Source organism: Pseudomonas koreensis, assembly GCF_036668835.1.
Taxonomy (GTDB): domain Bacteria; phylum Pseudomonadota; class Gammaproteobacteria; order Pseudomonadales; family Pseudomonadaceae; genus Aquipseudomonas; species Aquipseudomonas koreensis_I.
In genome coordinates, this window is sequence record NZ_JAZEVW010000003.1 from 450681 (window position 1) to 469901 (window position 19221).

Sequence of the window (19221 nt, forward strand, 5' to 3'; positions counted from 1 at the left end):
CGGCAAAGCTAATCGATCTAAAAAAAGGTCAACAAATACCATTTAGGAATGAGCTTAGGCGCCGATACGCTGTTTCCCGGCGCGCATGGCCATTAATCGGCCATATACCCGAATGGTATGAAAAAGAATGAATAAATTCTTTTTGGCTTTATGAGGAAGTCTTTACTGTGCACGGACCCAATCACAGCGATTAGACGATGGTCGTAGACACACAAGGTTACGATTGACTTGGCAGTCACGGTCTGGCGCTAATCGCGCATCTTAGGATTCAGGGCAAATCGACCCCGAACCAGGAACACAAGAATTAGAACGAGAGGAGCGATACATGAACAAGTCCACCTTGGCCCTGGCTGTGGCCGTTGGGGTTATGGCGCAGCAGGCAGGCGCCGCCGGTTTCATCGAAGACAGCAAGGCAACTCTGGGGCTGCGCAACTTCTACATCAACACTGACAACCGTGATGGCACTGGCGCCAACAAGAACGAAGAGTGGGGCCAAGGCTTCGATCTGCGTTTCATCTCCGGCTACACCCAAGGCACCGTCGGTTTCGGCCTTGACGCCATCGGCCTGCTGGGCATTCGTCTGGATTCGGGCGGCGGCACCAACGGCAACAGCGGCACCGCTTACGGCGGCACCGTGTTCCCGAGCGAGTCCAACGGCAAAGCCGTGGACAACTTCTCCAGCCTGGGCCTGACTGCCAAAGCCAAGATCTCCCAGACCGAACTGAAGCTGGGCACCCTGCAGCCAAAACTGCCAGTGATCGTGACCAACGACGGTCGTCTGCTGCCACAAACCTGGCAGGGCGGCCAGATCACTTCCGGCGAGATCAAGGACCTGACCCTGGTCGGCGGTCAGATCGAAGCGGTAAAAGGTCGTAACTCCAGCAACAACGAAAACCTCTCGATCGGCGGCGCCAACTCCCGTGGCACGGCGTTCCGTGACAGCAACAAGTTCATCTACGCCGGTGGTGACTACAAGATCACCAAAGACCTGACTGCCCAGTACTACTACGGCAACCTGGAAGACTTCTACAAGCAGCACTTCCTGGGTCTGGTACACAACTGGTCGATCGGCCCGGGTGTGTTGAAGTCTGACTTGCGTTACTTCAACAGCTCCGACGACGGCAAGAACGGCACCGATTCGGCTTACTACAGCTCGGGTAACTACACCGGTTTCCGTAACGGTCGTGGCGAAGTCGACAACAACCTGTACAGCGGCCTGTTCCTGTATACCGTTGCCGGCCACACCTTCGGCGGCGGCTACCAGGTTTCCAACGGTAGCAGCGACTTCCCTTGGCTGAACCAGGGCGACGGTTCGTCGAACTACACCATCACCGATATGCAGATCCAGAAGTTCGGTCGTGCCGGTGAGAAAACCTGGCAAGCTCGCTACTCCTACGATTTCGCCAAGGTTGGCGTACCTGGCCTGACCGCCGGTGTGGTTTACCTGAAGGGCGACAGCATCGACACCGTTGGCAGCAACGGTCGCGAAAGCGCTTCGAACCGTTCCGAGTGGGAACGTGACTTCACCATCGGTTACGTGGTGCCGGAAGGCCCGTTCAAGAACGTCGGCCTGATGTGGAAAAACGCTGTATGGCGCACCGACCTGCCGAACACCCGTTCGCAGGACGAAAACCGCCTGATCGTCAGCTACTCGATCCCGCTGTTGTAATAGCGCGGCTCGATTCGCAGACGTAAAAAAAGCCCCGTCCGGCATTGCGCCGGACGGGGCTTTTGCGTTTTCGGGTCAGGCCCACCCCCGTAAGCCTGTCTCGAAGTTTCCCTCTTTACTGCAACTCAAGGCCTTCTCGAACCTTAAGGCCGATGTTCGTCGCGATCTCGCCAAGGGTCCAGTGAACAGATATTTAATATTCGATAAAGGTCTAGATATCAAGTTATTTATTCTTTTTCATGATGGCAAATCCCGAGCTACAGTTGAGGTCTCCAACAACTCCATCAGGAGCCGCATCATGAGCCTCAGACTTGGCGACATCGCCCCCGATTTCGAACAGGATTCCAGCGCCGGCAAGATTCGTTTCCACGAATGGCTGGGCGATAGCTGGGGCGTGCTGTTCTCTCATCCGGCGGACTTCACCCCGGTATGCACTACCGAGCTGGGCTTCACCGCCAAGCTCAAGGACGAGTTCAGCCGGCGCGGCGTCAAAGCCATTGCGCTGTCGGTCGATCCGGTGGATTCGCACCACAAGTGGATCGAAGACATCAACGAAACCCAGAATACCGTGGTCAATTTTCCGATCCTGGCCGATGCCGATCGCAAGGTTTCCGATCTCTACGACCTGATCCACCCGAACGCCAGTGACACGCTGACCGTGCGCTCGCTGTTCGTCATTGATCCGAACAAGAAGATTCGCCTGACCATCACTTATCCGGCGAGCACTGGGCGCAATTTCCACGAGATCCTGCGGGTGATCGACTCGCTGCAGCTCACCGACAATTACAAGGTGGCCACCCCGGCCAACTGGCAGGACGGTGAAGAGGTAGTGATCGTGCCTTCGCTAAAGGATGAGGACGAGATCAAGCAGCGCTTTCCGAAAGGCTATCGCGCAGTGAAGCCGTACCTGCGCCTGACGCCGCAGCCGAACAAATAACCTTCGCGGTGTAGCCACCACCGCTTTCGCGAGCAGGCTCGCTCCCACATTTGCACCGCATCTCCCGTGGGAGCGAGCCTGCTCGCGAAGGCGGCAGCTCGGTCAATACAGAATTCAGGACACAAAGCAGGGGAACTTCGGCCGTTTCAACGGCCTTTTTTTTCGCCCGAATAATGGCTGTTGGTATATCTCTAAAACGCATAACCAAATGAATAAATATGATTTATAGATATATGAATCTGCTGGTAAGGTCATTCCATTGAAGCGAGATCGCAACCTGCGAATCGCCGCTAACGTTTAAGGAATTGTCTCAATGCTGGTCGTCTCACTGGGTGGCAGCCCCAGCCTGCGCTCCCGTTCCGGGGTGCTGCTGGAGCGCTCGCAACGCTGGTTGCAACAGCACGGGGTGGAAGTGGTGAGTTATCGGGTGCGGGACTTCCCGGCCGAGGATTTGCTCCATGCGCGCTTCGACAGTCCGAAGGTTCTCGACCTGTTGCAACAGATCGAAAACGCCGACGGCCTGCTGATCGCCACGCCGGTATACAAGGCTTCGTTTTCCGGCGCGCTGAAAACCCTGCTCGATCTGCTGCCCGAACGTGCGCTGAGCCACAAGGTCGTCCTGCCGATGGCCACCGGCGGCAGCATCGCCCACATGCTGGTAGTCGATTACGCCCTCAAGCCAGTGCTGTCGGCGTTGAAGGCCCAGGAAATGCTCCAGGGGATTTTTGCCGAGGACAGCCAGATCGCTTACGGCGAAGGCAGTGCCGATGCGCAACTGGCGCCGACCCTGGAATTGCGACTGCATGAAGCGCTGGAGCAGTTTGTCGGCGCCATGGCGCGCCGGCCGAAACCTTTGGAGCCGGGCCTTTTGAACGAACGTTTGTTGAGTGCTCGCTGGAGCATTTGAGCCTCATCGCATTTTGAAGTACTGGCCTTACTCGCCCGCCAACGGGCAAGCAGGTGCAGCCACAACCCAACAGCAAAAAGGAGAGCGCCATGCGCCCTGTATTTTTGCGTCGTGGTCTGGTCGCTCTGTTTGCTGCGGCTGTGTCCATCGGCGCTATTACCCAAGCTCAAGCCGAGACCTTGCGGATCGGTTATCAAAAGTACGGCACGCTGGTGCTGCTCAAGGCCAAAGGTACGCTGGAAAAACGTCTGGCCGCCCAGGGCGTCGACGTGCAATGGACTGAATTCCCCGGCGGCCCACAACTGCTCGAAGGTCTCAATGTCGGTTCGATCGACTTTGGCGTGACCGGCGAAACCCCGCCCGTGTTCGCCCAGGCCGCTGACGCCGATCTGCTCTACGTGGCTTACGAACCACCCGCGCCGCACAGCGAAGCGATCCTTGTGCCAAAAGACTCGCCGATCAAATCGGTGGCCGATCTCAAAGGCAAGAAAATTGCCCTGAACAAAGGCTCCAACGTTCACTACCTGTTAGTGCGCGCGCTGGAAGATGCCGGCCTCAAGTACAGCGACATTCAAACCGTGTTCCTGCCACCGGCCGATGCCCGCGCAGCGTTCGAGCGCGGCAGTGTCGACGCCTGGGTGATCTGGGATCCGTATCAGGCCGCGGCCGAGCAACAACTGCAGGCGCATACCCTGCGTGACGGCAAAGGCATCGTCGACAACCACCAGTTCTATCTCGCCACCAAACCTTACGCGCAGAAAAATCCCGAGGTGATCAAGACCCTTGTCGAAGAAGTGCGCGCGGTCGGCGAATGGTCGCAAGCCAATCCGCAAGACGTGACCCAACAGGTGGCGCCACTGCTCGGTCTGCCAACAGACATCACTCTGACTTCGGTGAAACGCCAGGGCTACGGCGCGCTGTTCCTGACCCCGGAAGTGGTCGCCGCGCAGCAGAAAATCGCCGACGCATTCTTCCAGCTCAAGCTGATTCCCAAGCCGCTGAGCATCAAGGACGTGATCTGGACCCCGCCGGCCGCTGTGGCCCAAAGTTCTCAAGCGCAGTAATTCGAATCCACAAGGAGACCACTCCATGAGCCTCAATATTTTCTGGTTCCTGCCTACCCACGGCGACGGCCATTACCTTGGCACCGCCGAAGGCGCCCGTGCGGTGGACCACGGTTATTTGCAGCAAGTCGCGCAAGCGGCGGATCGCCTCGGTTTTGGCGGTGTGCTGATTCCCACCGGGCGCTCCTGCGAAGACTCGTGGCTGGTGGCGGCGTCGCTGATTCCAGTGACCCAGCGATTGAAGTTTCTGGTCGCCCTGCGCCCCGGGATCATTTCCCCAACGGTCGCGGCGCGACAGGCTGCAACACTGGATCGTTTGTCCGGCGGCCGTGCGTTGTTCAATCTGGTCACCGGTGGCGATCCGGAAGAACTGGCCGGTGACGGCCTGTTCCTCAACCACGAAGAACGCTATCAGGCCTCGGTGGAATTCACCCGTATCTGGCGCCGCGTGCTGGAAGGCGAAACCGTTGATTACGACGGCGAGCACATCAGCGTCAAAGGCGCCAAGCTGCTCTATCCGCCGATCCAGCAACCGCGTCCGCCGCTGTATTTCGGTGGATCTTCGGAAGCTGCGCAGGATCTGGCCGCCGAGCAAGTGGAAATGGTCCTGACCTGGGGCGAGCCGCCAGCGGCGGTGGCCGAGAAGATCGCCCAAGTTCGTGCCAAAGCCGCCAAGCTCGGACGCACCGTACGCTTCGGCATTCGCCTGCATGTGATCGTGCGGGAAACCAATGCCGAAGCCTGGCAAGCGGCGGACCGGCTGATTTCGCATCTGGACGACGACACCATCAAACGTGCGCAGGCGTCGCTGGCGCGCTTCGATTCGGTCGGCCAGCAACGCATGGCCGCGCTGCACGGCGGCAGCCGCGATAACCTCGAAGTCAGTCCGAACCTGTGGGCCGGCGTCGGTCTGGTGCGCGGCGGTGCCGGTACGGCGCTGGTCGGCGATGGCCCGACCGTGGCGGCGCGGGTCAAGGAATACGCCGATCTGGGCATCGATACGTTCATCTTCTCTGGTTATCCACACCTCGAAGAATCCTATCGCGTCGCCGAGCTGCTATTTCCGCACCTCGACGTCGAGCGCCCGGAACTGCCGAAAAGTGCCGGTTATGTCAGCCCGTTCGGCGAGATGGTCGCCAACGACATCCTGCCCAAAGCCGCGTCGCAGAGCTGAGGCGCGGCCATGAAAAAATTTATCCACAGCCTCGCGCCCTGGGCGTTGCCGGTGTTACTGGTGGCGGTGTGGCAGTTGTCGGTGTCGGCGGGCTGGTTGTCGACACGGATTCTGCCGGCACCGGTGGCGGTGATCGAGGCCGGCGTCAGTCTGGTGCGCAGCGGCGAAATCTGGACGCACCTGGCGATCAGCGGCTGGCGCGCGGCACTCGGTTTTACCATCGGCGGCAGCATCGGCCTGGTGCTGGGTTTCATCACCGGCCTGTCGAAATGGGGCGAACGCCTGCTCGACAGCTCGGTGCAGATGATCCGCAACGTGCCGCATCTGGCGTTGATTCCACTGGTGATCCTGTGGTTCGGCATCGACGAGTCGGCGAAGATTTTTCTCGTGGCACTGGGCACGTTGTTCCCGATTTATCTCAACACTTATCACGGCATCCGCAACGTCGACCCGGCGCTGGTGGAGATGGCGCGCAGTTATGGCTTGAGCGGTTTTGGCCTGTTCTGGCAGGTGATTCTGCCGGGCGCGCTGCCATCGATCCTGGTCGGCGTGCGCTTCGCCCTGGGCTTCATGTGGCTGACGCTGATCGTCGCTGAAACCATCTCGGCGAGCTCCGGCATCGGCTATCTGGCGATGAACGCCCGCGAGTTTCTGCAGACTGACGTGGTGGTGCTGGCGATCCTGCTTTACGCGGTGCTGGGCAAACTGGCCGACCTCGCTGCCCGTGGACTTGAACGTGTGTGGTTGCGCTGGCACCCGGCCTATCAGGCTGCCAAAGGAGGTGCGGCATGACCGCTCAACAACCTCCACGCTTGCTGCGCGGGATTCCGCTGGCGCTGCGCAACCTGCAGAAAACCTTCGGCTCGCGCCAGGTGCTGCGTGACATCGATCTGCACATCCCGGCGGGGCAATTCGTCGCCGTGGTCGGGCGCAGCGGTTGTGGCAAAAGCACGTTTCTGCGCTTGCTCGCCGGCCTCGACCAACCCACGGGCGGTGACTTGCTCGCGGGGTCTGCGCCGCTCAGCGATGCGCGCGAAGACACCCGGTTGATGTTTCAGGAGGCGCGCCTGCTGCCGTGGAAAAAAATCATCGACAACGTTGGCCTCGGCCTCGCTGGCAACTGGCGCCCGCAAGCGCTGGAAGCACTCGAAGCGGTGGGCTTGGCCGATCGCGCCAACGAATGGCCGGCGGCGTTGTCCGGCGGCCAGAAGCAACGTGTCGCCCTGGCTCGGGCGCTGATTCATAAACCGCGCCTGCTGTTGCTCGACGAACCACTCGGCGCGCTGGATGCCCTGACCCGCATCGAGATGCAGCAACTGATCGAACGGCTGTGGCAGCAACACGGCTTCACCGTGCTGCTGGTGACTCACGACGTCAGCGAAGCGGTCGCGATTGCCGATCGGGTGATTCTGATCGAGGACGGCGAAGTCGGCCTTGATCTGCACGTCGACCTGCCGCGCCCACGCGTGCGTGGCTCGCATCGCCTGGCCGCACTGGAAAGCGAAGTACTCAACCGTGTTCTGTCCCTGCCCGGCGAACCGCCGGCGCCGGAACCCGTTTCACCCCTGCCTACGCAATTGCGTTGGGCGCAGTGACGCAGCTGCAAGCTACAAGCTGCAAGCTGCAAGTAGAAGCACTGTGCTTTTACTTGCCGCTTGTAGCTAGCCACTTGCAGCTTATTTCGACCTCAGGAGAAATATCATGACTATCAAGGCCATCAACGTGCGCAACCAGTTCAAAGGCTCGATCAAGGAAATCGTCCTCGGCGACGTACTGTCGGAAATCGACGTGCAGACCGCTTCGGGCATCGTCACTTCGGTAATCACCACTCGTTCGGTGAAAGAGCTGGAGCTGGTGGTGGGCAGTGAGGTGATTGCCTTTGTGAAATCCACCGAAGTGTCGATCGCCAAGTTGTAAGCCGGTGGATAAAAAACAACCCCGAAGGGTGTGAGCCCTTCGGGGTCTTGTGCCTGGCTTGAAATCGGCAGCGCGGCCTTCGCGAGCAGGCTCGCTCCCACAGGGGAATGCATTTCAAATGTGGGAGCGAGCTTGCTCGCGAAGAGGCCGGTGCATGCGCTAAAGATTTCTCTTCGGCAAATACTGCGGCAGATACAGGCCAATGTAGGCATCAAACACACGCATCCCTTCCTCAGCCATGCGCGGGGTGATCTGCTCGTGCTGCTGTACCGAGCGGGCGTACACGCGGTCGCCCAGTTCCATCGCCAAGGCAAACACATCGACATCGTCCGGCAGCCTTGGCAGTTCGAAGTGATGGTCGAACAGTTTGTGCATCAGCTCGCCCAGTTCCAGATCGTGCTGGCGGTCTGCTTGGGTCACTTCAGTCAGTCCGTGCTGGGCAAGAATCAACTGGCGTGCCGCAGCGTCTTCGCCGTAGATCTCCAGCATGCGCTGTTCGACCAGTCGCGACAGATCGCGCCAGTCGCGCAACGCGTCATGATCAATCGGAGCTTGCAGGCAGGCGCGAAAGGCTGCGTGTACGTCGGCGGTCAACGCTTCGAGCAAGGCCGGCACGCTGGCGAAGAAATGATAAACGGAGGAGGGCGGAATCTGCGCCCGCTCGGCCACGCTGTAGATCGACAGGCTCGCCACGCCCTCAGCAGCCAGCAGCGTGCGGGCGGCATCGAGAATCGAATCGATCCGCGCCTGACTGCGGGCACGGGGTTTGCGGACGGTGGCGGGACGCGTCATGGAAGTCTCCTGCGGGGCAGCGGGCATTGTACGAGCCGGTTTGTGTGTTGTCTTCTCGGCCGCCATCGCGAACAGGGGATCTCCTGTGTACGCACAAGTAATGTTGAATGGAGATCCCTGTGGGAGCGAGCTTGCTCGCGAACCGCCGCAGGCGGCCATTCACCCCAACCCCAGGAATTTGTGTTCGGCCATAAAAACGCCGTGGGCTATGACAGCCGACGGCGTTTTTATCCGGTTCGCAATCCGCTTACACGGTATGCAGATACCAGTTGTACTCAAGGTCGGAGATGGAGTGTTCAAACTCCTCCAGCTCGCTTTCCTTGCAGGCGACGAAGATATCGATGTACTTCGGATCGATGTACTTGGCCATCACCTCGCTGTCGTCCAGCTCGCGCAGGGCATCGCGCAAGTTGTTCGGCAGGCTTTGCTCGTTCTGCTCGTAGCTGTTGCCTTCGACAGGCGCGCCCGGCTCGATCTTGTTGACCAGACCGTGATGCACACCGGCCAGCACCGAAGCCATCAGCAGGTACGGGTTGGCGTCGGCACCGGCGACCCGATGTTCGATACGCACGGCATCGGCAGAGCCGGTCGGCACGCGAATCGCCACGGTACGGTTGTCCAGACCCCAGCACGGCGAGTTCGGTACGTAGAACTGCGCGCCGAAACGGCGGTACGAGTTGACGTTCGGGCAGAGGAACGCCATCTGCGCGGGCAGGGTCTCGAGCACACCGCCGATCGCGTGACGCAGCGCGGCGTTCTGCTCGGGATCCTCGCTGGCAAAAATGTTCTTGCCGGCCTTGTCCAGAATCGAAATGTGTACGTGCAGACCATTGCCCGCCTGGCCCGGATACGGCTTGGCCATGAAGGTGGTGTCCATTTCATGGTCGTAGGCGATGTTCTTGATCAGGCGCTTGAGCAGGACCGCGTAGTCGCACGCCTTGATCGGGTCGGCGACGTGGTGCAGGTTCACTTCGAACTGCGCCGGGGCACTTTCCTTGACGATCGCATCGGCCGGGATGCCTTGCTCTTTGGCACCTTCCAGAATGTCCTGGAGGCAGTCGACGTATTCGTCGAGGTCGTCGATCAGGTAGACCTGCGTCGAGTGCGGACGTTTGCCGGAGATAGGCGAGCGTGGCGGCTGCGGACGGCCGTTCACGTTTTCCTGGTCGATCAGGTAGAACTCAAGTTCGAATGCGGCGCAGATGGTCAGGCCCAGTTCGTCGAACTTGGTCACCACCTGGCGCAGCACTTCACGCGGGTCGGCGAAGAACGGGTCGCCTTCGAGTTCATGCATGGTCATCAGCAGTTGCGCGGTCGGGCGCTTCTGCCATGGCTCGTTGCACAGGGTATCGGGGATCGGATAGCAGATACGATCGGCGTCGCCGATGTCCAGGCCCAGGCCGGTGCTTTCCACCGTCGAACCATTGATATCCAGAGCAAATAGAGAGGCCGGCAGGTTGATGCCTTTCTCGTAAACCTTGTGGAGGCTGGTGCGTTCGATGCGCTTGCCGCGCACCACACCATTCATATCCGCAATCAGAAGGTCAACGTACAGAACCTCAGGATGTTCCTTAAGGAACGCGTTCGCTTCGTTAAGCTGAACGGCACGCGGGGGTACCGACATGATGCAACACCTTTGTTGTTAAAAATATCAATCATTGATCTTTTCTGGTTTCAGTCAACCCGAACAGCCTGCCGAAGTCAAGCGAGGCCTTTTTCGCCCTAAAAAAGCGCCGTGAGGGCATTTATGGGGCATTTCGGGGCGTTTTTGCGTCCTGCATGAGTCGGGCACCCGCAGGCTTGAGCAGGCCGTGTTGTATTTTTTACGGGGGTGTTGTGTAAAAAAATGAACAAGGCTAAGCTCCGATCAAACCCATAACAGCAATAATACCGGGGTGCTTCATGTCTCGCCTGCCGTTAATCGGCGTCACCGACTGCTCGCAACAGTCCGGTCTGCATGCTTATCACATCAGTGGCGATCCATCCGTCCGCAGCGCGGCCAGCGAGGCTCGCGGCATGTCGACACAGCCCTGCGCAGCGACTCGTCAAACGGCAGCGTCCGATATTCTGGACGCAGACGACAGCATCCTGTTTATGGCGTCTCCTTTCAATATAGATCGCTTTCATCGTCACAGCCTGTGCCGCTTCCCCAGCCGTGCTCACGATTCTGCACGCCTTGCATGTGCACAGGAAATGCAACGCCAGCGTAAAGGGCAGGTAAGCTCCTCTTTCATTGTCTATGCGCGGTGCCAGGCGTAAGCCGGCACTGCGCGAGCAAGCCCCCTTTAACGCGACGCTCTCAGCGTCAAACTTGCCTGACATCGCGTCAGGAGACTCAGCCCAGAGGCATTTATGAGTACCAACCTCGACCAGCTCACCGATTGGTTGAAAGACCGCAAGATCACAGAAGTCGAATGCATGATCGGCGACTTGACCGGCATTACCCGTGGCAAGATTTCCCCGACCAACAAGTTCATCGCCGAAAAAGGCATGCGTCTTCCGGAAAGTGTTTTGTTGCAGACCGTAACCGGCGACTACGTCGAAGACGACATCTATTACGAACTGCTCGACCCGGCCGACATCGACATGATCTGCCGCCCCGACCAGAACGCCGTGTACCTGGTGCCGTGGGCCATCGAGCCGACCGCGCAGGTGATCCACGATACCTACGACAAGCAAGGCAACCCGATCGAGCTGTCGCCGCGCAACGTCCTCAAGAAAGTCCTCAAGCTGTATGCCGACAAGGGCTGGCAGCCAATCGTCGCGCCGGAGATGGAGTTCTACCTGACCAAGCGCAGTGACGACCCTGACTATCCGTTGCAGCCGCCGATTGGTCGCTCCGGTCGCCCGGAAATCGGTCGTCAGTCGTTCTCCATCGAAGCGGCGAACGAATTCGATCCGCTGTTCGAAGACGTCTACGACTGGTGCGAATTGCAGGAGCTGGACCTCGACACGCTGATCCACGAGGACGGCACGGCGCAGATGGAAATCAACTTCCGTCACGGTGACGCGTTGTCGCTGGCCGACCAGATTCTGGTGTTCAAACGCACCATGCGTGAAGCCGCGCTCAAACATGACGTGGCTGCGACGTTCATGGCCAAACCGATGACCGGCGAGCCGGGCAGTGCCATGCACTTGCACCAGAGCATCATCGACATCCATACCGGCAAGAACGTCTTCTCCAATGAAGACGGGACCATGAGCCAGCTGTTCCTGCACCACATCGGTGGCTTGCAGAAGTTGATCCCGGAACTGCTGCCGCTGTTCGCCCCCAACGTCAATTCGTTCCGCCGCTTCCTGCCAGACACTTCGGCACCGGTGAACGTCGAGTGGGGCGAAGAAAACCGCACCGTCGGCCTGCGCGTGCCGGACGCCGGCCCGCAGAACCGCCGTGTGGAAAACCGTCTGCCGGGCGCTGACGCCAACCCCTACCTGGCGATCGCCGCGAGCCTGCTGTGCGGTTACATCGGCATGGTCGAAGGCCTCAACCCGAGCGCGCCCGTGGTGGGTCGTGGCTACGAGCGCCGCAACCTGCGCCTGCCGCTGACCATCGAAGACGCGCTGGAACGCATGGAAAACAGCAAGACCGTCGAAAAATACCTCGGCAAGACTTTCATCACAGGCTACGTCGCGGTCAAGCGGGCCGAGCATGAAAACTTCAAGCGCGTGATCAGTTCCTGGGAGCGTGAGTACCTGCTCTTCGCCGTCTGATACGCCGGGCGCGCCGCGCAGGCGGCGCGCCTTCACCGATAACAAGGAGAATTGGCATGACCAGCAACAACCCGCAAACCCGCGAGTGGCAAGCACTCAGCAGTGATCACCACCTGGCCCCGTTCAGCGATTTCAAGCAATTGAAAGAGAAGGGCCCGCGGATCATCACCCACGCCAAGGGTGTTTACCTGTGGGACAGCGAAGGCAACAAGATCCTCGACGGCATGGCCGGGCTCTGGTGCGTGGCGATCGGTTACGGCCGCGATGAACTGGCCGACGCTGCCGCGAAACAGATGCGCGAGCTGCCGTACTACAACCTGTTCTTCCAGACCGCACACCCGCCGGCACTGCAACTGGCCAAGTCGATTGCCGACGTGGCGCCAGAAGGCATGAACCATGTGTTCTTCACCGGCTCCGGCTCCGAAGGCAACGACACCATGCTGCGCATGGTTCGCCACTACTGGGCGATCAAGGGCCAGCCGAACAAGAAAGTCATCATCAGCCGCAAGAACGGTTATCACGGTTCAACCGTGGCCGGCGCCAGCCTCGGCGGCATGACTTACATGCACGAACAGGGCGACTTGCCGATCCCGGGCATCGAGCACATCGCGCAGCCGTACTGGTTTGCCGAAGGCGGCGACATGACGCCGGAAGAGTTCGGTATCTGGGCGGCCAATCAGCTCGAAGAAAAGATTCTCGAAGTCGGCGTCGACAACGTCGGTGCCTTTATCGCCGAGCCGATCCAGGGTGCCGGTGGCGTGATCATTCCGCCCGACACCTACTGGCCGCGCATCAAGGAAATCCTCACCAAATACGACATCCTGTTTGTGGCCGACGAAGTGATCTGCGGTTTCGGCCGCACCGGTGAGTGGTTCGGTAGCGATTTCTACGACCTCAAACCGGACATGATGACCATCGCCAAAGGCCTGACCTCCGGTTACATCCCGATGGGTGGCCTGATCGTCCGTGACAGTGTGGTGGCGGTGCTCAACGAAGGCGGCGATTTCAACCACGGCTTTACCTATTCCGGGCATCCGGTGGCAGCCGCGGTGGGTCTGGAAAACATCCGCATTCTGCGCGATGAAAAGATTATCGAGAACGCGCACAACGAAACGGCACCGTATTTGCAGAAACGTCTGCGCGAGCTGAACGATCATCCGTTGGTGGGTGAAGTTCGCGGCGTCGGTCTGCTGGGGGCGATCGAGCTGGTGCAGGACAAGGCCACGCGCAAGCGTTACGAAGGTAAGGGCGTGGGCATGATCTGCCGGCAGTTCTGCTTCGATAACGGCCTGATCATGCGCGCGGTGGGTGACACGATGATCATCGCGCCGCCGCTGGTGATCAGCAAAGCCGAGATCGATGAGCTGGTTACAAAGGCACGCAAGTGTCTGGACCTGACCCTCGGTGCGCTGCAGGGCTAAGTGCTAGGCTTTGACCGAGCGGGTTGCGGCTTGCGCGGTCAAAGCTGTCAGAAAGGCTGGTCTTTTGTTGAAAGACCGCCTCGGATCTTGCCAGACTAGCCGCGGTTCCAGTTGTCCGGGTTCGGCCGCTGAACAATGTGGTTCAAAAAAGAAAAATTTGGAGCATGACGCATGAAGGCATTAGGTAAAAAGCTTGCTGGCAAGACACTTCTCGCGCTGTCCGTGGCGGGCATGATGGCGGGTGCGGTTCACGCGGACGACAAAGTGCTGCACGTTTACAACTGGTCCGATTACATCGCGCCGGACACCGTGGCCAACTTCGAGAAAGCCACCGGGATCAAAGTCGTCTACGACGTCTTCGACAGTAACGAAACCCTGGAAGCCAAGCTGCTGGCCGGCAAGTCCGGCTACGACATCGTGGTGCCTTCCAACAACTTCCTCGCCAAGCAGATCAAGGCCGGCGTTTACCAGGAGCTGGACAAGTCCAGGCTGCCGAACTGGAAAAACCTCGATGAAGACCTGCTCAAGGCCGTTGGCGACGCCAGCGACCAGGGCAACAAACACGCCTTCCCGTACATGTGGGGCTCGATCGGCATCGGCTACAACCCGGCCAAGGTCAAGGCTGCGCTGGGCATCGACAAGATCGATTCGTGGGACGTGGTGTTCAAGCCTGAAAACATCGAAAAACTCAAAAGCTGCGGCGTGAGTTTCCTCGACGCCCCGACCGAGATGATTCCGGCTGCGCTGCATTACCTGGGCAAGCCGACCAACAGCAAGGACAAGGCTGACCTGAAAGCCGCCGAAGACCTGTTCCTGAAAATTCGTCCGTCGGTCGCCTACTTCCACTCCTCCAAGTACATCTCGGACCTGGCCAACGGCAACATCTGCGTCGCCGTCGGTTACTCGGGTGACCTCGAACAGTCCAAGACCCGCGCCCAGGAAGCCGGTGACAAGGTCAAACTGGCCTACACCATTCCAAAAGAAGGCGCCGGTACGTTCTACGACATGGTCGCCATTCCCAAGGATGCCGAAAACGTCGAAGCCGCCTACAAGTTCATGAATTACCTGCTCGAGCCGCAAGTGATGGCCGGGATCACCAACGCCGTACGTTTCCCGAACGGCAACAAGGCGGCAACGCCACTGGTGGACAAGGACATCACCAGCGATCCGAGCATCTACCCGTCGGCTGAAGTGAAGAAACAGCTCTACGCGATCAGTGACCTGGACGCGGCGACGCTGCGCCTGATCACCCGCAGCTGGACCAAAATCAAATCGGGTAAATAAGCCGGTTTGTCGCCACAACCACTGGCCGTCGTCCGCGCGACGGCGGCCAGCGGATAATTAATTGACAGAAAGTTTTGCTGGATCGGTTTTTCGAGGGTAAGTTGCGCGCCGGTTTTGTTGTCGGGCAGCCATGGCTGTCATGCAGCGCGGGCAACTTGGGCCCGATCAATTTAGAGGACCTCCACTTGCCTGTATTTTCTTCTTTGCGCAAAGCCCTGCTGGCCGCTGCCGGTCTGACCCTCGCTGTCGGAGCCCAGGCCGCCGGTACGGTGCATATTTATAACTGGTCCGATTACATCGGCGAATCGACCCTGGCCGACTTCGAGAAAGCGACCGGGATCAAGCCGGTCTACGACGTCTTCGATTCCAACGAAACCCTGGAAGGCAAACTGCTCGCCGGGCGCACCGGCTACGACGTGGTCGTGCCGTCGAACCACTTCCTTGGCAAGCAGATCAAGGCGGGCGCGTTCCAGAAGCTCGACAAGGCGCAGCTGCCGAATTATTCCAACCTCGACCCGGTGCTGCTCAAGCGCCTGGAGCAGAACGATCCCGGCAACCTCTACGCCGTGCCGTATCTGTGGGGCACCAACGGCATCGGCTACAACGTCGACAAGGTCAAGGCCGTGCTCGGTATCGACAAGATCGATTCCTGGGCCGTGCTGTTCGAGCCGGAAAACATTAAGAAGCTGCACAGCTGCGGCGTCGCGTTCCTCGATTCGGCCGATGAAATGATGCCGACCATGCTCAATTACCTGGGCCTGAACGCCAACAGCACCAACACCAAGGACTACGAAAAAGCCACCGCCAAGCTGCTCGCGGTGCGTCCTTACGTGACCTATTTCCATTCCTCGAAATACATCGGTGATCTGGCCAACGGCGACATCTGCGTGGCGATCGGTTTCTCCGGCGACATCTTCCAGGCGAAGAACCGTGCCGAGGAAGCCAAGAAAGGCGTGAACATCGCCTACTCGATTCCGAAAGAGGGTGGCGCGCTGTGGTTCGACATGCTGGCGATCCCCAAGGACTCGTCCAACGTCAAGGAAGCCCACGCCTTCATCAACTATTTGCTGAAACCTGAGGTGATCGCCCAGGTCAGTGATTACGTCGGTTACGCCAACCCCAACCCGGGTTCGGACAAGCTGATGGAACAATCCATCCGCACCGACGAAGCGGTCTACCCGCCGCAAGCAGTCCTCGACAAGACCTACGTGTCGACCGAGTTGCCAGCCAATATTCAGCGTTTGATGACCCGCAGCTGGACCAAGGTCAAGTCGGGCAAATAACGCACAAACTATCCAGTGTTCGTCTTGCGTGGCGAACCGCTGCTTCTGTTGGGAGTTTCGTAAATGGCAGTTGCCTCCGGCGCCTACAAGAAAGCCCTCGAGGGCGACCAGACACCAAAACAGGTGCTGGTCAAAATCGACCGGGTCACGAAGAAGTTCGACGAGACGATTGCCGTGGACGACGTGTCTCTGGAAATCAAGAAAGGCGAGATCTTCGCCCTGCTCGGCGGTTCGGGATCGGGCAAATCCACTCTGCTGCGCATGCTCGCAGGGTTTGAACGGCCCACGGAGGGGCGCATTTTCCTCGACGGCGTCGACATCACCGACATGCCGCCGTACGAACGCCCGATCAACATGATGTTCCAGTCGTACGCCTTGTTCCCGCACATGACCGTGGCGCAGAACATCGCCTTCGGCCTGCAGCAGGACAAGATTCCCAAGGCCGAGATCGACGCGCGCGTGGCCGAAATGCTCAAGCTGGTGCAGATGAGCCAGTATGCCAAGCGCAAGCCGCATCAGCTGTCCGGCGGCCAGCGTCAGCGTGTGGCACTGGCGCGTTCGCTGGCAAAGCGGCCGAAGCTGCTGCTGCTCGACGAGCCGATGGGCGCTCTGGACAAGAAGCTGCGTTCGCAGATGCAGCTGGAGCTGGTGGAAATCATCGAGCGAGTCGGCGTGACCTGCGTGATGGTGACCCACGACCAGGAAGAGGCCATGACCATGGCCGAGCGCATTGCGATCATGCACCTGGGCTGGATCGCCCAGATCGGCAGCCCGATCGACATCTACGAAACCCCGACCAGCCGACTGGTCTGCGAATTCATCGGCAACGTCAACATCTTCGAAGGCGAAGTGATCGACGACGCCGAGGGCCACGCGACCATCACCTGCAAGGATCTCGACCGGCAGATCTACGTCGGCCACGGCATCAGCACCTCGGTGCAGGACAAATCGGTCACCTACGCGATTCGTCCCGAGAAGCTGCTGGTCACCGCCGAAATGCCGACGTGCGAATACAACTGGTCGAGCGGCAAGGTTCACGACATTGCCTATCTGGGCGGTCACTCGGTGTTCTACGTCGAGTTGCCAAGCGGCAAACTGGTGCAGTCGTTCGTGGCCAACGCCGAACGCCGTGGCGCACGTCCGACCTGGGGCGATCAGGTTTACGTGTGGTGGGAAGACGACAGCGGCGTGGTACTTCGCTCATGAACATGCGCAAATTCAAACGCCGCATCAACCGGATCATTCCCAATGGCCGGCAACTGGTCATTGGCGTGCCGTTCATCTGGCTGTTCCTGTTCTTCATGCTGCCGTTCTTCATCGTCCTGAAGATCAGTTTTGCCGAAGCCGACGTGGCGATCCCGCCGTACACCGAGATCTACACGTTTGCCGAGCAGAAGCTGCAATTGCTGCTCAACCTGGGCAATTACGCGCTGCTGGGCGACGACGAGCTGTACATCGCCGCCTACCTCGGCTCGCTGAAGATGGCCTTCATCAGCACGCTGCTGTGCCTGTTGATCGGCTATCCGATGGCTTACGCCATCGCCAGTGCGCGCAAAGAGCTGCAAACGGTGTTGGTGCTGCTGATCATGATGCCGACCTGGACGGCGATCCTGATCCGCGTTTATGCGTGGATGGGCATTCTCAGCAACAACGGCCTGCTCAACGGTTTCCTGATGAGCATGGGCCTGATCGACGAGCCGCTGCAGATCCTCAACACCAACCTGGCGGTGTACATCGGCGTGGTCTATTCGTACCTGCCGTTCATGATCCTGCCGCTGTACGCCAACCTGGTGAAGCACGACAACAGTCTGCTCGAAGCGGCCTCGGACCTCGGTTCGAGCACCTTCAACAGCTTCTGGAAAATCACCATTCCGCTGTCCAAGAACGGCATCATTGCCGGCTGCATGCTGGTGTTCATTCCGGTGGTCGGTGAGTTCGTCATCCCGGAACTGCTCGGCGGTCCGGAAACCCTGATGATCGGTAAAGTGCTCTGGCAGGAATTCTTCAACAACCGTGACTGGCCGGTGGCGTCCGCGCTGGCGGTGGTGATGCTGGCGATCCTGATTGTGCCGATCATCCTGTTCAACCGCAGTCAGGCCAAGGAAATGGAGGGTAAAGAATGAAGCGCTTCCGTTTCTCCAGCCTGATGCTGGTACTGGGTCTGATCTTCATCTATCTGCCGATGCTGATCCTGGTGATCTACTCGTTCAACGCCTCGAAACTGGTGACGGTGTGGGGTGGCTGGTCGGTGAAGTGGTACGTCGGCCTGCTCGATAACTCGCAACTGATGGGCTCGGTGTTGCGCTCGCTGGAAATCGCCTGCTACACGGCGGTAGCGGCGGTGGCGCTGGGTACGCTGGCGGCCTTCGTGCTGACCCGTATCACCCACTTCAAGGGCCGCACGTTGTTCGGCGGCCTGGTGACGGCGCCGCTGGTCATGCCGGAAGTGATCACCGGTCTGTCGCTGTTGCTGCTGTTCGTGGCCATGGCGCAGATGATCGGCTGGCCGCAGGAACGTGGCATCGTCACCATCTGGATCGCTCACACCACGTTCTGTGCGGCGTATGTGGCGGTGGTGGTGTCGGCGCGACTGCGTGAGCTGGACCTGTCGATCGAAGAGGCGGCAATGGACCTCGGCGCGCGGCCGTGGAAGGTGTTCTTCCTGATCACCATTCCGATGATCGCACCGTCGCTGGCAGCGGGCGGCATGATGTCGTTCGCCCTGTCGCTGGATGACCTGGTGCTGGCGAGCTTCGTCTCCGGGCCGGGTTCGACGACCCTGCCGATGGAAGTGTTCTCGGCGGTGCGCCTGGGCGTGAAGCCGGAAATCAACGCCGTGGCCAGCCTCATTCTGCTGGCGGTATCGCTGGTGACCTTCCTGGTATGGTTCTTCAGTCGCCGTGCCGAAGAAGCGCGCAAGAAAGCCATTCAGCAAGCCATCGAAGAAAGCGCAGCCGATTCATGGAAGCAACCGGATGCGCGTCGCGCACCAGCGCCGCAGGCCGTTTAGGCCGTTTAGGCCGACCGGGTTGATTGCGGTTCGGCGATCAACTCGGTCTCCT

At 59.5% G+C, this 19221-nt stretch carries 18 protein-coding genes; 16 read left to right on the forward strand and 2 right to left on the reverse strand.

What is annotated here, in order from left to right:
- Positions 1 to 325: 325 nt before the first annotated feature.
- The 8 genes from V6F91_RS11275 (at position 326) to V6F91_RS11310 (ending at position 7668) form a co-directional block, all read left to right on the forward strand.
- On the forward strand, positions 326 to 1669 hold the full coding sequence (locus V6F91_RS11275) for an OprD family porin (protein WP_332764353.1): 1344 nt from the start codon (positions 326 to 328) through the stop codon (positions 1667 to 1669).
- Positions 1670 to 1967: 298 nt separating this feature from the next.
- Positions 1968 to 2606 carry a peroxiredoxin gene (locus V6F91_RS11280; RefSeq protein WP_332764354.1) on the forward strand — a complete coding sequence of 213 codons (639 nt, stop codon included), beginning with the start codon at positions 1968 to 1970 and terminating at the stop codon, positions 2604 to 2606.
- 313 nt (positions 2607 to 2919) lie between these two features.
- Entirely contained in the window at positions 2920 to 3513 is a 594-nt protein-coding gene (gene ssuE, locus V6F91_RS11285) for an NADPH-dependent FMN reductase (RefSeq protein ID WP_332764355.1), read from the forward strand.
- An 89-nt stretch (positions 3514 to 3602) separates the two neighbouring features.
- Positions 3603 to 4577, forward strand: a complete 975-nt coding sequence (locus V6F91_RS11290; protein WP_332764356.1) for a sulfonate ABC transporter substrate-binding protein — start codon at positions 3603 to 3605, stop codon at positions 4575 to 4577.
- 25 nt (positions 4578 to 4602) lie between these two features.
- Complete coding sequence (gene ssuD / locus V6F91_RS11295; RefSeq protein WP_186549553.1) at positions 4603 to 5751, forward strand: FMNH2-dependent alkanesulfonate monooxygenase; 1149 nt, start codon at positions 4603 to 4605, stop codon at positions 5749 to 5751.
- Between the two features lie 9 nt (positions 5752 to 5760).
- Entirely contained in the window at positions 5761 to 6543 is a 783-nt protein-coding gene (gene ssuC / locus V6F91_RS11300) for an aliphatic sulfonate ABC transporter permease SsuC (protein WP_332764358.1), read from the forward strand.
- Positions 6540 to 7346 carry an aliphatic sulfonates ABC transporter ATP-binding protein gene (ssuB, locus tag V6F91_RS11305; RefSeq protein WP_332764360.1) on the forward strand — a complete coding sequence of 269 codons (807 nt, stop codon included), beginning with the start codon at positions 6540 to 6542 and terminating at the stop codon, positions 7344 to 7346. The genes ssuC and ssuB overlap by 4 nt, the downstream gene beginning before the upstream one ends.
- A gap of 106 nt (positions 7347 to 7452) precedes the next feature.
- Entirely contained in the window at positions 7453 to 7668 is a 216-nt protein-coding gene (locus V6F91_RS11310; RefSeq protein WP_003229256.1) for a TOBE domain-containing protein, read from the forward strand.
- 159 nt (positions 7669 to 7827) lie between these two features.
- Here the strand turns inward: V6F91_RS11310 and V6F91_RS11315 are convergent, their stop codons facing one another.
- Entirely contained in the window at positions 7828 to 8460 is a 633-nt protein-coding gene (locus V6F91_RS11315; protein ID WP_332764363.1) for a TetR/AcrR family transcriptional regulator, read from the reverse strand.
- A gap of 247 nt (positions 8461 to 8707) precedes the next feature.
- The gene (locus V6F91_RS11320) at positions 8708 to 10084 is read right to left on the reverse strand and encodes a glutamine synthetase family protein (protein ID WP_016772657.1); all 1377 of its coding nucleotides are present in this window, start codon (positions 10082 to 10084) and stop codon (positions 8708 to 8710) included.
- Positions 10085 to 10362: 278 nt separating this feature from the next.
- Here V6F91_RS11320 and V6F91_RS11325 point away from each other — a divergent pair, with 278 nt between their 5' ends.
- The 8 genes from V6F91_RS11325 (at position 10363) to V6F91_RS11360 (ending at position 19169) form a co-directional block, all read left to right on the forward strand.
- Positions 10363 to 10719, forward strand: a complete 357-nt coding sequence (locus tag V6F91_RS11325; protein ID WP_332764365.1) for a glutamine amidotransferase — start codon at positions 10363 to 10365, stop codon at positions 10717 to 10719.
- 93 nt (positions 10720 to 10812) lie between these two features.
- Positions 10813 to 12171: a glutamine synthetase family protein gene (locus V6F91_RS11330; protein ID WP_203419909.1), complete on the forward strand. Its 1359-nt coding sequence runs from the start codon at positions 10813 to 10815 to the stop codon at positions 12169 to 12171.
- A gap of 56 nt (positions 12172 to 12227) precedes the next feature.
- Entirely contained in the window at positions 12228 to 13592 is a 1365-nt protein-coding gene (locus tag V6F91_RS11335) for an aspartate aminotransferase family protein (RefSeq protein WP_332764369.1), read from the forward strand.
- Between the two features lie 171 nt (positions 13593 to 13763).
- Positions 13764 to 14876: a polyamine ABC transporter substrate-binding protein gene (locus tag V6F91_RS11340; protein ID WP_332764371.1), complete on the forward strand. Its 1113-nt coding sequence runs from the start codon at positions 13764 to 13766 to the stop codon at positions 14874 to 14876.
- Between the two features lie 185 nt (positions 14877 to 15061).
- Positions 15062 to 16159 (forward strand): polyamine ABC transporter substrate-binding protein, encoded by a 1098-nt coding sequence (locus V6F91_RS11345; RefSeq protein WP_332764373.1) that lies wholly within the window; start codon positions 15062 to 15064, stop codon positions 16157 to 16159.
- Between the two features lie 63 nt (positions 16160 to 16222).
- Positions 16223 to 17365, forward strand: a complete 1143-nt coding sequence (locus V6F91_RS11350) for an ABC transporter ATP-binding protein (RefSeq protein ID WP_203419905.1) — start codon at positions 16223 to 16225, stop codon at positions 17363 to 17365.
- A 35-nt stretch (positions 17366 to 17400) separates the two neighbouring features.
- Entirely contained in the window at positions 17401 to 18282 is an 882-nt protein-coding gene (locus tag V6F91_RS11355) for an ABC transporter permease subunit (RefSeq protein WP_172833310.1), read from the forward strand.
- Positions 18279 to 19169: an ABC transporter permease subunit gene (locus V6F91_RS11360; RefSeq protein WP_332764376.1), complete on the forward strand. Its 891-nt coding sequence runs from the start codon at positions 18279 to 18281 to the stop codon at positions 19167 to 19169. Before V6F91_RS11355 ends, V6F91_RS11360 begins: the two co-directional genes overlap by 4 nt.
- Positions 19170 to 19221: the final 52 nt, after the last annotated feature.